Annotated in this window: 6 protein-coding genes; all 6 read left to right on the top strand. The window is 51.9% G+C overall.

What is annotated here, in order from left to right; genetic code table 11:
• Window positions 1-5 precede the first annotated feature (5 nt).
• The 6 genes from LLH06_RS18025 (at window position 6) to LLH06_RS18000 (ending at window position 14,678) form a co-directional block, all read left to right on the top strand.
• Window positions 6-2,855 (top strand): glycoside hydrolase family 95 protein, encoded by a 2,850-nt coding sequence (locus LLH06_RS18025; RefSeq protein ID WP_228170682.1) that lies wholly within the window; start codon window positions 6-8, stop codon window positions 2,853-2,855.
• 1 nt (window position 2,856) lies between these two features.
• Window positions 2,857-6,408 (top strand): malectin domain-containing carbohydrate-binding protein, encoded by a 3,552-nt coding sequence (locus tag LLH06_RS18020; RefSeq protein WP_228170681.1) that lies wholly within the window; start codon window positions 2,857-2,859, stop codon window positions 6,406-6,408.
• A 7-nt stretch (window positions 6,409-6,415) separates the two neighbouring features.
• Window positions 6,416-9,226, top strand: a complete 2,811-nt coding sequence (locus LLH06_RS18015; protein ID WP_228170680.1) for a family 78 glycoside hydrolase catalytic domain — start codon at window positions 6,416-6,418, stop codon at window positions 9,224-9,226.
• A gap of 81 nt (window positions 9,227-9,307) precedes the next feature.
• Window positions 9,308-10,450, top strand: coding sequence for a glycoside hydrolase family protein (locus LLH06_RS18010; RefSeq protein WP_228170679.1), 1,143 nt, complete (start codon window positions 9,308-9,310; stop codon window positions 10,448-10,450).
• 116 nt (window positions 10,451-10,566) lie between these two features.
• On the top strand, window positions 10,567-12,981 hold the full coding sequence (locus LLH06_RS18005; protein ID WP_228170678.1) for a glycoside hydrolase family 2 TIM barrel-domain containing protein: 2,415 nt from the start codon (window positions 10,567-10,569) through the stop codon (window positions 12,979-12,981).
• A 116-nt stretch (window positions 12,982-13,097) separates the two neighbouring features.
• Window positions 13,098-14,678, top strand: coding sequence for a sodium:solute symporter (locus LLH06_RS18000; protein WP_228170677.1), 1,581 nt, complete (start codon window positions 13,098-13,100; stop codon window positions 14,676-14,678).
• Window positions 14,679-14,681: the final 3 nt, after the last annotated feature.

The following is a 14,681-nucleotide window of genomic DNA, read 5'->3' as shown; positions in this document are numbered from 1 at the left end:
GCGTCATGAACCGTTGTACCGTATCGCACAAGCTTAAAAAGCTATGGAACAAAGCGCCACTGGTGCTTTTTACCGTGCTATGCACCTTTAAGGCATCAGCACAAAACAATAGCAAGCTTTGGTATAACGCACCTGCCCAAAAATGGACCGATGCCCTGCCTATCGGTAATGGCAGCATAGGTGGAATGGTATACGGCGATGTGCAGAACGATAGGGTACAATTTAACGAGAACACGCTTTGGAACGGTGCTCCGCGAGCTTACGCGCGTAAAGGAGCCTACAAATATTTAGCCCAGATCCGCGCGCTGATCGCCCAGGGCAAGCAAAAGGAGGCGGAAGCCCTGGCCGGCAAGGCGTTCATGGGTTTGAAGGAGAACGAACTGAACTACGCGAAGGACTCGGCTCGTTGGGTCAACACCATGCTGAGCTATTATGGTCCGCAGGATGAACTATTTCACCCCTCGACCATTAAGACCATCAGTCTGCCAACGGAGCAGGGATGGGAACTTACCCGCGGTTTGGAAGGACTGGACGGGACCGTTTGGTTCCGCCGTTATGTGGAGATACCCGCTGGCTGGAAAGGCAAGGACGTGGTGCTGTCGTTAGGAAGAGTACGCGATATGGACGTTACCTATTTTAACGGTGAAAGGGTAGGCTCCACTAATGGAACGGCCTACCGTAAATACGTGATCCCGGCATCCAAGCTGCATACCGGACGTAACGTGATCGCCGTGCAGGTACTCAACTTTAATGATAAAGGTGGACTGACCAGTAACGCCAAAGAGATCAAGATCTATCCGCAGGGAAACGAAGCTGAAGCCTTACCCTTGAGCGGGCAGTGGGAATATTTTATTCAGGACGGCGAGGCGCCGGTTTACCCAAAATATAATGCCAGCTATCAGCCTTTCGCTGATCTGCATCTTCAATTCGCTGCAAAAGGAGAGGTCACCAATTACCGCCGTGATCTTGACCTGACCAATGCCACCGCGCATGTATCGTACGCGCAAAATGGTGTTACCTACACCCGCGAGTACCTGGTGAGTGCGCCCGACAAGGCCATGGCCATTCAGCTGGCGGTCAGCAAGCCCGGCCAGCTGACATTGAAAATAGGGCTGACCACGTTGCATCATCAATATACCATTCGCAAGGTCAACGAAAGCACTTTGGCACTCAACCTTAAGGTGAACAATGGTGTTTTAAAAGGCGTGACCTACCTGCATGTGAGCAGGCAGGGTGGTAAACTAAGCATCGCCAATAACGGCATCAATATCAGCGGAGCCAACAGTGCTACACTATACCTCACAGCGGCCACCAGCTTCAGGAACTATCATGACGTGACCGGCGATCCTGATGCGATCTGTAAGAAACGCATCACATCGGTCAAAGCCAAAAGTTATGCGGCGGTTAGATCAACCCACGTGGCCGACTATCAGCGTTACTACAATACATTTGATATCGAGCTGGGCAAAGGCCAAAATGAGGGCTTGCCTACTGATGAGCGCATAGCCAAATTTAACAGTAAGGATGACCCAGGACTGGTGGCCTTGTTCGTAAAATATAGCCGCTACCTGCTTATCTCGTCGTCAAGGCCCGACAGTAAGCTGCCGGCCAACCTGCAGGGTATCTGGAATGATCTGCTTACCCCGCCCTGGGGCAGCAAGTTCACCACCAACATAAACCTGCAAATGAATTATTGGTCGGCCGAGATGTTCAACCTTTCAGCCTGTACCAAACCGCTGTTCCACATGGTGAACGACCTGGAGCAGACGGAACATGCCACCGCTAAAGAACATTACAACGCACCGGGCTGGGTATTGCACCACAACACCGATATATGGTGCGGTACAGCACCGGTGAATGCCTCCAACCATGGCATATGGCAACCGGGCGCGGCCTGGTTAAGCGAGAGCCTGTGGGAGCATTATCAGTTCACGCAGGATAAGGCCTTTTTACGTTCGCAAGCTTACCCGGCCATGAAAGGTGCTGCCGAATTCTTCGTCGCTAATTTAGTGAAGGACCCCACGACCGGTTACCTGATCAGTACACCATCTAACTCACCCGAGCATGGCGGGCTGGTGGCAGGGCCTACCATGGACCACCAGATCATTCGCGAACTATTTAAGAATACTTCAAAAGCCTCTGCTTTATTAGGCCTTGATCCTGCATTTGCTCGAACTTTGCAGCAAAAATATGCGCAGATCGCACCCAACAGGATCGGCAAATATGGCCAGTTGCAGGAGTGGCTGGAAGATAAGGACGATACTACTGATACCCACCGCCATGTATCACACATGTGGGGTGTACACCCGGGCACCGAGATCACCGAACGGACGCCTGAACTGATGCAGGCAGCCAAGCGCTCCATGTACTACCGGGGCGATGACGGTACAGGTTGGAGCATATCATGGAAGGTGAACATATGGGCACGCATGCACGATGGTGATCACGCTTTCAAATTATTGAACAGGCTGCTATCCACCGCCGAATCGCCTGATGGCGGTAAGGACAGGGGAGGACTTTACCATAATATGTTCGACGCGCACCCCCCGTTCCAGATCGATGGAAATTTCGGTGCTGCGGCGGGCGTGGGCGAGATGCTGCTGCAAAGCCAGTTCGGTACACTTGACCTGTTGCCTGCCCTGCCCACAGCCCTGCCCAATGGTAGCGTGAAAGGCATTTGCGCCCGCGGTGGTTTTGTGCTGAATATTGACTGGAAGAACGGCGAACTGCAAAAGGTTCGGATCACTTCAACAGCGGGTAAGCCTTGCATTGTGAATTATGCGGGTAAGCAGATCAAATTTGATACGCAAAAAGGGGCCACCTATCAGCTGAATGGCAACCTGCAAAAAATATAACATGATCTGGAAGTTACGTCACTATATCGACATGGGTAAGCTTGCGGCCACAACGGCTGTGCTTGTGTTGCTTGGCCATGGCGCACAGGCGCAGAGTGCCACACGCCAGTCGATAGACCTGAACAACGGCTGGACCACCATAGCCAGCGAGACCAAAGCTGATGCTTACCCTGGTTTCGAACAGCCAGCGTTCAAGACCACCAACTGGAAAGCAGTGACCGTTCCGCACAATTGGGATGGATACGAAGGATACCGCAGGCTCAAGCATGGCAACCTGCATGGCTATGCCTGGTATCGCAAAGCGTTCACGCCAACAACACTTAAAGCCGGTAAACGGTATTTTTTGTGGTTCGAAGGAGTAAGTTCATACGCCACTGTGTACCTGAACGGCAAAAAGGTTGGTGAACACGCCGGTGGCCGTACCTCGTTCACGCTTGATGTGACCGATGCGATCAAATTAGGTAAACCCAACCTGCTGGCCGTAAAGGCCGATCATCCGGCTAATATTAAAGATCTGCCCTGGGTTTGCGGCGGATGTTCTGACGAGGTGGGCTTTTCAGAGGGCTCTCAGCCTATGGGCATCTTCCGCCCGGTGCATCTGATAGCCACTGATCCTATACGCATACAGCCGTTCGGTGTTTATGTATGGAACGATACTACCGCCATGGAGCGATCGGCCACTTTGCATATCGAAACAGAGGTCAAGAACTATGGTATCAAAGCTGCCAACATTGAGGTCATCAATACACTGACAGATGCTTCAGGTAAGCCGGTAGCTACCGCCAAAGCATCACAGAGCCTGAACAAAGAGGCAGCCGCTACCCTTAAACAAGACCTTGCCGGGTTAAAGAACGTTAAGCTATGGTCGTTAGAGCAACCTTATTTGTATACGCTGCGCACCCAGATCAAGCAGAACGGTAAACTGATCGACGAGCAGACCACGCCGTATGGCATCCGTTGGATCAAATGGGGCATGGGCATCAATGGCGATGGTCGCTTTTACCTGAATGGCAAGCTGGTATTCATTAACGGTATCGGCGAATACGAGCATTTGATGGGTAAGAGCCACGCGTTCACAGCACAGGAGATCAAAGCGCGTGTGATGCAGTTGCATGCGGCCGGTTTCAATGCCTTCCGCGACGCGCACCAACCGCATAATTTGGCCTATCAGCAATATTGGGACAAGATGGGGCTGTTATGGTGGCCGCAATTCTCGGCGCATATCTGGTATGATACGCCGGAATTTAAAGAGAACTACAAGAAACTGATCGTTGATTGGGTGAAGGAAAGGCGTAATAGTCCGTCGGTGACGCTATGGGGTTTGGAGAACGAAAGCAAACTGCCCGAGGCCTTCGCCCGTGAGTGTACCGAGCTGATACGCAGCTTAGATCATACGGCATCGTCGCAACGCAAGGTGACCACCTGCAATGGCGGCAAAGGCACCGATTGGGACGTGCCACAGAACTGGACCGGCACCTACGGCGGCGACCCCAACACCTACGGCGAGGACCTTAAAAAACAGATCTTGATCGGCGAGTATGGTGCCTGGCGCAGTTTAGAGCTGCACACCGAAGGCCCTTTTGTGGCCAACGGCTCGGTAAGTGAGGACCGCATGACCCAGCTCATGGAGACCAAGGTGCGTTTGGCCGAGTCGGTAAAGGATAAAGTGGCCGGTCAGTACCACTGGCTGCTTTACTCGCACGAGAATCCTGGCCGTATACAAGGCGGCGAAGGTTTGCGCGAACTGGATAGGGTAGGGCCGATCAACTACAAGGGACTGTTCACCCCATGGGGGCAGCCGTTGGATGTGTTCTACATGTACCGGTCCAACTATGCACCAAAGGACAAGGAGCCGATGGTCTACATCGTATCACATACCTGGCCCAACCGCTGGACCAAGCCCGGCAAAAAAGATAGCATCATCGTATACTCTAATTGCGATGAGGTAGAACTTTTCAACGATGTGGACCACACCTCTTTAGGCAAACGCAAGCGCCAGGGCGGCGTTGGTACACACTTTCAGTGGGACGGTGCGAATATCAAGTACAATATACTATATGCGGTCGGCTATGTCAACGGCAAGGCCGTTGCTAAGGATATCATCGTGCTGAACCATTTGCCACAAGCACCGCATATTGCCCAACTGACAAGCTCATCTAATGATGTGTTAAAGCCGTTAAAAGGTATCAACTATATCTATCGCGTCAATTGCGGTGGCCCTGAGATCAAAGACAGTTTCGGCAACCTGTGGTTGGCAGATGGTCATTTAACAAAAGGTACGTGGGGTTCCACCTCATGGACCGATGACTTTAAAGGTATGCCGGCTTTCTTTGCCAGTCAGCAGCGCACGTTCGATCCCGTGAAAGGAACGGCCACGGGTGGCTTGTTCCAGAGTTTCCGTTATGGGATGGAAAAGCTTGAGTATGAGTTCCCGCTGCCGGATGGTACTTACCTGGTGGAGCTATACTTTAATGAACCCTGGTACGGCATAGGCGGCGGAATGAACGCCGCCGGTTGGCGCCTATTTGATGTGGCCATTAACGATCGCACCGTGATCCGCGATCTGGACATCTGGAAAGAGGTAGGCACTAACCATGCCCTTAAAAAGACCGTGACCGCACAGGTGACCGGCGGCAAACTCGTCATCTCGTTCCCTGATGTGGCCGCGGGCGAAGCTATCATCTCGGCCATCGCTATCGGTTCTACCAAAAGCAACATCAAAGCGGCACCCCAACCTCAAAGTATTATTAGCCAGCTCAAAGCACCATCATCATGGAAGGTAACTTCGTGGTTGGATATCGGCGATCAGCTATATGCAGGTGGTCAAAAGGTCACCATCAATGCGTTGCCTCCCGCACTGTACGGCGCCGAGTGGATACGTACAGCTTCTGCAACCAACAACATTGCCCAGTTCACTATGAACGAGGATGGCAGCGTGCATGTAGCTATGGAAGCAGTGCCAGATCAGTGCCCCGATTGGTTGAAAGGCTACGAGGTAAGCGGACTATCAATATTGACCGATGCACCAGGCAACAACAAATTGAACGTGTACCGTAAAGCCTTTAAAAAAGGTGAGCAAGTTACCCTGGGCACTAATGCGGGTACGCAGAGGTACACCGTTGCGGTGCTACCCGACGTGACCCTTGAACCAGCTACCGACCTGCGCAAGACCGTGACCTTCCGTGCCGACGATGCCGTTGCTCAGGGAAATGCAGTGCGCGATACTTTGGCAGGTAGAAAAGTGGTACGTTTCACCAACTCTTCGGGGGGATCAGTGGCCATTGGTATCACACCGGGTGTGGCCGATCTGTATGCCTTGCGCATCAAATATTATAACTACAGTGATAGAACGCTGACCGGCAAAATGGAACTCCGCGCGCAGGATGGCACTTTAATGAAGCAGGAAGACCTTACCTTTAAGCCGGTGGCCAAAGGCAAGTCAGGTACCATCGCTACCACAACGGGTACCAGCATCAACGCCGGCAACTACAAAGTGATCATCACCGCTACTAATGCCGAGGCGCTGAGTATATCGGGCATCGAAATGCAATAACACCTCCATGAAGATCAATAAGATAATTATCCTCTTCCTGCTGCTCCCATTTGTTGCGCTGGCTCAAGATCTCAAGGTCGGCAAGCTGCAATGTGAGTATAAGAGCGATCCGCAGGGTATCGAGGAGGCTTCGCCTAAATTGAGCTGGCAACTGCAAAGTACGGGGCATAACATCATTCAAACCTCCTACCGGGTGTTGGTGGCATCTAACAAAACATTGCTTGATCAAAATAAGGGCGATGTATGGGATTCTAAAAAGGTCAGCTCGTCGGCTTCTATACAGGTAGGGTATGCGGGTAAACCATTGGCATCTGCCCGTACTTATTACTGGAAGGTGATGGTTTGGGATAACCAGCAACATACTTCCGCCTGGAGCAAGCCTGCGCATTGGCAAATGGGCCTGCCCAGCAAAGCCGACTGGAAAGGTGCACAATGGATAGCCTACGACCGCTTGCCCGACTCGTCCAAGATCACCCCGCTCATCCACCTGCGCGGCCCCAAAAAGCTCGGACCTGCCAATGATGTGCTGCCCCTGTTGCGTAAAGAGTTCAAGGTCACTAAGGCGGTGAAACGCGCTACGATTTATATATCTGGCCTGGGCCATTTTGAGTTGAGTATTAACGGACAAAAGACGGGAGACCATTTCCTGGACCCAGGGTGGACGGGCTATGATAAACAGGCGCTGTATGTGCCTTTTGATGTGACCGATCAGATCAAACAAGGCAGTAACGCCATTGGCGTGATGCTGGGTAATGGGTTCTATTTTATCCCACGTGATGCGCGTTATCGTAAACTCACCGGTGCTTATGGATATCCGAAGATGATATGCCGTTTGGTGACCGAGTACACTGACGGTACTACCGATAACGTGATTAGTGATCAAAGCTGGACCACCGCGCCAGGCCCCATCACGTACACCAGCATTTATGGCGGTGAGGACTATAACGCCAACCTGGAGCAACCCGGATGGGACAAGCCAGGCTTTAATGATGCCAGGTGGAAAAAGGCGATGGTCGTTGAAGGCGTACCTCAACTTGATGCGCAGATCGCTGAACCGTTGAAGGTGTTCGAGCAGTTCGCGCCAAAAACGGTCAAAGAGCTTGGCCCGGGCGTTACCGGTCAGGCCACTAAAAGCAAGGACCCCACCTTCAAGCCAAAAATGATGACGAACCGCGTGTTGTATGACTTTGGGCAGAACCTGTCGGGCATCGTGCGCATCACGGTAAAGGGCAAAAGGGGCGACACCGTCCGCATCTATCCAGCCGAGCTGCTGACCAAAGAGGGCACGATCGATCAAAAAGGTTCAGGGAATCCGCATTATTACGATTATATATTGAAAGGCACCGGCGAAGAGACCTGGCAACCACGGTTCACCTATTACGGTTTCCGTTATGCCCAGGTAGAGAATGCAGTGAGCAGTGGCAGTGCCAACCCTCATCAATTGCCCGTGATAACCGCTATCAAAAGCTTGCATACCCGTAACGCCTCGGCCATTGTGGGTAACTTCAGTTGCTCTAACGAGTTGTTCAACCGCACGTTCAAGCTGATCGACTGGGCCATTAAAAGTAACATGGCCAGCGTATTTACGGACTGCCCGCACCGCGAAAAACTGGGCTGGCTGGAAGAAGCGCACCTGGTAGGCGGATCCATCCGCTATATATATGATATTGCCAACCTGAGCCGTAAGTGCATCAATGACATGCAGGTGGCACAAACGCCCGAGGGCTTAGTGCCCGAGATCGCGCCCGAGTTCACCAATTTCGGCGGCATCTTCCGCGATTCACCCGAGTGGGGGAGCAACTCGATCATTTTGCCGTGGTACGTTTACCAATGGTATGGCGATAAAAAGGTACTGGCCGATAGTTACCCCATGATGGAGCGCTACCTGATCTACCTCAACGGTATGGCAAAAGATAACATTTTGAGCCAGGGACTGGGCGATTGGTTCGACATCGGGCCTAAGTCGCCCGGCTTATCACAGAACACGCCGCAGGGTATCACCGCCACCGCTATTTACTATTATGATCTGCAAATCATAGCGCAGATCGCGCGCCTGCTGGGCAAAAGTGCCGATGCTGTTAGATATGAAAAGCTGGCGGGCGAAGTGAAGACATCGTTCAACAAAAGTTTCTTTGACGCCAGCACCAAACAGTATGGCACCGGCAGCCAAACCGCTAACGCCATAGCCATGTATTGTGGCCTGCTAGATGCTAAGGACAAGGCCGCCGTGTTGGACAATATCGTGAAGGACATTCGCACCCGTAACAATGCCCTTACCGCCGGCGATATCGGTTATCGTTACCTGCTGCGGGTGCTGGACGACAACGGCCGCAGCGATGTGATCTTTGAGATGAACAACCGCAGCGATGTACCCGGTTACGGTTACCAGTTGGCCAAAGGCGCCACGGCACTCACCGAGTCATGGCAGGCGCTGCCGGGCGTATCCAATAACCACCTGATGCTGGGTCATTTAATGGAATGGTTCTACAGTGGGCTGGCGGGTATCAAACAACCTGACGATGCCACCGGCATAGGTTTCAGGCATATCGAGATACGGCCCGAGCCGGTAGGTGATGTGACCTTTGCGAAAGCCAGCTATAACTCGCCCTATGGCATGATCAGCAGCGATTGGAAAAAGGAAGGCAAAAAGTTCGTGCTGGACGTGGAGATACCGGCCAATGCAAGGGCATCGGTACACCTGCCTGCTAACAAAGGCGATAAAGTGCAAATGAACGGCAAGCCTGTAGCCGCGGCATGGAAAGATGGTAAGGCGGAGTTAAAAGTGGGGTCGGGCAGGTACCACTTAGTGGTAGAATAAGCCCCACCCCGGCCCTCCCCGGGAAGGGAGGGTGTTAAAACGAAAGACCAAAAGTAATTTAAGTAACGAAAGTTCTCTGTAATGAAGCAGTTTCTACATAGCAAGATCAAATATTTCACTGTTGCTTTGGTGGTACTGATCACCGGATCGGCAAGCGCACAGACCAGTAAAATGGATGTGCCCGAAAAGGTTATGAACCAAATATACGAGCAGATCAAAACACCTTACAAGTATGGTATGGTGATCGCTCCGGAAGATAACGCCAACAAGGCCGATTGCCCTACCGTGTTCCGTAAGAACGGTAAATGGTTCATGAGCTATATCATCTTCAATGGCCGTGGTTATGAGACCTGGCTGGCCAAAAGCGACGACCTGCTCAACTGGACAACGCAGGGACGTATCCTGTCGTTCAGCAGTGACAGCACCGATTGGGATAACAGCCAAAAAGCCGGCTATGTTGGATTGCAGGATACCAAATGGGGCGGCAGCTACGAGTTGGCAAAATACAACGGCAAGTACTGGATGTCGTATTTTGGTGGTAGTAGCACGGGTTACGAGAAGGGTCTGCTGTCGATCAGTATGGCCTTTACCGATAAAGACCCATCGGTGGCTCACGAATGGAAGCGCCTGGGAAAACCGGTTCTGATGTCGACCGATGCTAACGTGCAATGGTGGGATAACCACACCATGTACAAAGAGACAGTGATCTGGGATAAGACCAAGAGCCTCGGCCACCCGTTCCTGATGTATTATAACGCCAATGGCGACAGCGTGAACAAAAAGCGCGGCGCCGAGCGCGTCGGGTTGGCCACGTCAGACGATATGGTGACCTGGAAGCGTTATCCTCATAACCCATTGCTTAACCATAATGTGGGCATCACCGGCGACCCTTATTTTCAAAAGATCGGCGATGTTTGGGTAATGTTCTATTTTGGTGCGTTCTGGAAGGATAAAGGGGGCGCGTTCAACCGTTTTGCCTGCTCATACGATCTGGTAAATTGGACCGAATGGAAAGGCGATGACCTGGTCAGGTCGAGCGAAGATTACGATAACATGTTCGCGCATAAATCATGCGTGGTCAAATATAAGGGCGTGGTGTATCACTTCTACTGTGCGGTCAACAAGGCCGATCAGCGCGGTATCGCGGTAGCCACCTCCAAAGATATGGGCAAAAGCAAAGTAAGTTTTCCTGCGCCGCCACCGCCAAAGGTCAAAAAGAAATAAATTTGTTATTCCACACCGTCATCGCGAGGAACGAAGCGATCTCTGCGTAGGCTTGTCGGCCATATATAGTTCAGAGATTGCTTCGTTCCTCGCAATGACGATAAAGTTCCAATATAATGCCATTTAACAAAGTCATTCTTTTTGTCCTCTTATTCTTTACTCTCACCTCCGTCCACGCGCAATCACCTCGCAAGGTCGGGCTTTTCAACAGCGGTTGGAAATTCTACCTCGGTGATGACAGCACCGCACGGGAACCCGGTTACAACGATAGCCAATGGCGTCAGCTGAACCTGCCGCACGACTGGAGCATCGAAGGTAAATTTGACGAAAAGAACCCGACCGGTCAGGCCGGGGGAGGGCTACCCACAGGCATTGGCTGGTACCGTAAAACATTCACTATGCCGTTATCGGCTAAGGATAAAAGCATCTTCATCGACTTTGATGGCGTTTACTGTAATAGCGATGTTTGGGTGAACGGGCATCATTTGGGTAACCGCCCTAATGGCTATATCTCTTTCCGGTACGAGTTATCGCGGTATTTGAATTTCGGGACCGGTAAGAATGTGATCGCAGTAAAGGTGAACAACTCTGCACAGCCCAATACGCGCTGGTACAGTGGCTCCGGGATATACCGTAATGTGTGGCTAACCACCACATCGGCATCGCACCTACCGGTTTGGGGGGCTTATGTGACCACGCAGGTCAACTCTAATAACGCCATCATCAGGCTGCGTACTAAAGTGGTGGTGAACCAGCCTGGGTTACAACTGAAAGCCGTTATCCTGAACAAAGGCGGGCAGGTAATGAACTCTATCGTTACCCAGGTGGGTAATGATGATACCACCGCCCTGGTGACCCAAAATGTGGTGATCGGTAAGCCGCACGTATGGTCGGTAGATGACCCTTACCTGTACAAAGTGGTATATAGCCTGATAGCAGGCAAGCGGGTGATCGATAAATACCAGAACACCTTTGGCGTGCGCACCTTCAACTTTGATAAGGACAGAGGTTTCACCCTGAACGGGCAATGGATGAAGATCAAAGGTGTGTGTATGCACCATGATCTGGGTGCCCTGGGTGCCGCCATAAATGTGCGTGCCATGGAGCGGCAGCTGGAAATCCTGAAGGCCATGGGCTGCAACGCGATCCGTACGTCGCATAATCCGCCGGCGCCGGAGTTTTTAGATCTGTGCGATCGCATGGGCTTTTTGGTGATGGATGAGGCCTTTGATATGTGGGCCAAAAAGAAGAACAAATATGACTATGCCAAAGACTTTAAAAAGTGGCATAAGCGCGACCTGGAGGACCAGGTATTGCGCGACCGTAACCACCCTTCGATCATCTTGTGGAGCATCGGCAACGAGATACGTGAGCAATTCGATAGCACGGGCATCACCTACACCCGCGAGTTGGTCAACATCATAAAGCAATTAGATACTACCCGTTTGGTCACCTCGGCGTTAAGTGAGGCCGATGGGAACAAGAACTTCATATACAAGTCGGGCGCGTTGGATATACTGGGTTTCAATTATCACCCCGAGACCTATGCTGATTTCCCGAAAAATTACCCGGGTCAAAAGTTCATAGCGGCCGAGACCATTTCGGGCTATGCTACCCGTGGTTATTATGATACCCCAACCGACAGTACCCGCCATTGGCCCACCAGCTCTAAGGCCAAGTTCACACAGGGCAATGCCGAATTTGCGGTATCCGCTTATGATAACGTGGCCGCTTACTGGGGTTCTACCCACGAGGAGACCTGGAAGATCATCAAAAAGCACGACTACCTGTCAGGCGAGTTCGTATGGTCGGGGTTCGACTTTATTGGCGAACCCGTGCCTTATCCGTGGCCTGCACGTAGTTCTTACTATGGCATAGTGGATCTGGCAGGTTTCCCTAAGGATGTGTATTACATGTACCAAAGCGAGTGGACCAGCAAGCCGGTACTGCACCTGCTGCCTCACTGGAACTGGGAAGCAGGCAAGACGGTGGACGTTTGGGCCTACTACAGCCAGGCCGACGAGGTGGAACTGTTCCTGAACGGGCGCTCGTTAGGCGTACGCAGAAAGCAGGGTGATGACCTCCACGTGGTATGGAAGGTGCCTTTTGAGCCGGGCGAACTAAAGGCCGTTTCGCGCCAGGAGGGCCGCACGGTACTTACTGAAGTGATACGCACAGCAGGTGAACCCGCACGCATCGTACTGGAGGCCGACCGAAAGATCATCAATGCCGATGGCAAGGACCTGTCCTTCATTACGGTCAAGGTGGTGGATGCTGCAGGCAATATAGTGCCTAACGCCGATGACCTAGTGCGGTTCAACATTAAAGGCAAGGCCCAGTTGGCCGGTGTGGATAACGGCGCACAAGCCAGTATGGAATCATTTAAAGAACCGCAGCGTAAAGCATTTCACGGGTTGTGCTTGGCCATTGTGCAGGCCGGGCGTTCGCCAGGCATGATCACCTTTACTGCCACTGCCTACGGTTTGGCGCCAGCTACCATCACTTTACGCACTAAGTCGGCATACAGATAATATCGTATAAAAGGCAGCCAAAATGCTACATAATAGCACCTTAACTATCCAATAGATTTGTTTTTCAGGCATGAGCGTCTCTTACCCATGCCACCAATTGAACCGAACAATATTTTATGCGGATGAAGGGCTTACCTGCACTTGACCTTGCTGTTATTGCTGTATACCTACTGGCCATGTTGCTGGTGGGCTTCTACTTTTCGCGCAAGAACAAGAATGCCGACCAGTTCACCAAGGCCTCGGGCAGTATACCCGGCTGGGCGTTGGGTATATCCATATATGCCACCTTCCTGAGTAGCAACACCTTTTTGGGTGTGCCCGGGAAGGCCTTTGGCACCAACTGGAATGCTTTCGTGTTCAGTATATCCATGCCTTTTGCGGCCTGGTTCGCAGCTAAATATTTCGTGCCCTTTTATCGCCGCACAGGCGAGGTATCCGCTTACACCCATCTGGAACACCGGTTCGGTGCTTGGGCGCGCACTTATGCGGTAGTGTGCTTCCTGCTCACCCAACTGGCCCGGATGGGTTCCATATTTTTCGGCATCGCACTAAGTTTACAGGCCCTCACCGGTTTCAGCATGAAGCTGATCATCCTGACCATGGGTATCTGCATTATCATTTACACAGTGTTGGGCGGCATTGAGGCCGTGATCTGGACCGAGGTGGTGCAGGGGATCATCAAGACCTTCGGCGCGCTGCTGATCTTGTACATTATTATCACCAACATGCCGGGCGGTGTAAGCCGCGTGATCGATATCGGCCAGCAGGACCACAAGTTCGGTCTCGGTAGTATGATGCCTGATCTTACTACGTCATCGTTCTGGGTGGTATTATTGTACGGGTTCTTTATCAACCTCAATAATTTTGGTATGGACCAAAATTACGTGCAGCGTTATCATACCGCCGCTTCAGGTAAGCAGGCGGTCAACTCGATCTGGCTATGTGTGATCTTGTATGTACCGGTATCATTGCTGTTCTGCATCATAGGGTCGGCCCTTTATGCCTATTACCATGTACACCCCGAACTCACAGAGACCATTCGCCAGCAGGTGGCCACCGAACGCCTACCTGGGGTATCGGCCGCTGAGATAGCAAAAATGGCCGCCACCCTCAAACCTGAGGACTATGGCGATAAGATCATGCCCAACTTTATGGTGACCAAGATACCGGCCGGTTTGGTGGGACTTATCGTGTCGGCCATACTATCGGCTGCTATGAGCACCATCAGTTCGGGAATGAACGCCTCCGCTACGGTGTTCTCGGTCGACATCTACAAACGATACTTTAAGCCTGATCTGAACGAGAAGAAAACATTGGCCTTGTTGCACATGGCAACCATTGTCGTAGGCGTAGCAGGTGTTGCAGCAGGGATAGCCATGATCGGCGTCAAGAGCGTGTTGGATGTATGGTGGCAACTGTCGGGCATTTTTGCCGGTGGCATGTTGGGGCTGTTCCTGCTGGGCATCATCAGCAAGCGGACGCGTAACCATGAGGCCATCATCGCGATCGTGATCGGCATCCTGGTGATCCTATGGATGACGCTATCTCCATTATTGCCCGAACGATACGGTATGTTGCGAAATCAATTGCATCAGAATATGGTGATCGTGGTAGGCACCCTTACCATCTTTTTGGTGGGTGTGCTGATCACCCGATTTAAGCGCAGCGGCGTTGCGACCACCGTCACTAACTCATAACGA

It is taken from the genome of Mucilaginibacter daejeonensis (assembly GCF_020783335.1).
In the GTDB taxonomy this organism is placed as follows: Bacteria; Bacteroidota; Bacteroidia; order Sphingobacteriales; family Sphingobacteriaceae; genus Mucilaginibacter; species Mucilaginibacter daejeonensis.
This window is presented reverse-complemented; position numbering and strand designations above follow the sequence as displayed.

Bases quoted from the DNA above. Each gene is read 5' to 3' on its own strand.
- LLH06_RS18020 (WP_228170681.1), top strand. From the start codon at position 2,857: ATGATCTGGAAGTTACGTCACTATATCGACATGGGTAAGCTTGCGGCC.
- LLH06_RS18015 (WP_228170680.1), top strand. From the start codon at position 6,416: ATGAAGATCAATAAGATAATTATCCTCTTCCTGCTGCTCCCATTTGTT.
- LLH06_RS18010 (WP_228170679.1), top strand. From the start codon at position 9,308: ATGAAGCAGTTTCTACATAGCAAGATCAAATATTTCACTGTTGCTTTG.
- LLH06_RS18025 (WP_228170682.1), top strand. From the start codon at position 6: ATGAACCGTTGTACCGTATCGCACAAGCTTAAAAAGCTATGGAACAAA.
- LLH06_RS18000 (WP_228170677.1), top strand. From the start codon at position 13,098: ATGCGGATGAAGGGCTTACCTGCACTTGACCTTGCTGTTATTGCTGTA.
- LLH06_RS18005 (WP_228170678.1), top strand. From the start codon at position 10,567: ATGCCATTTAACAAAGTCATTCTTTTTGTCCTCTTATTCTTTACTCTC.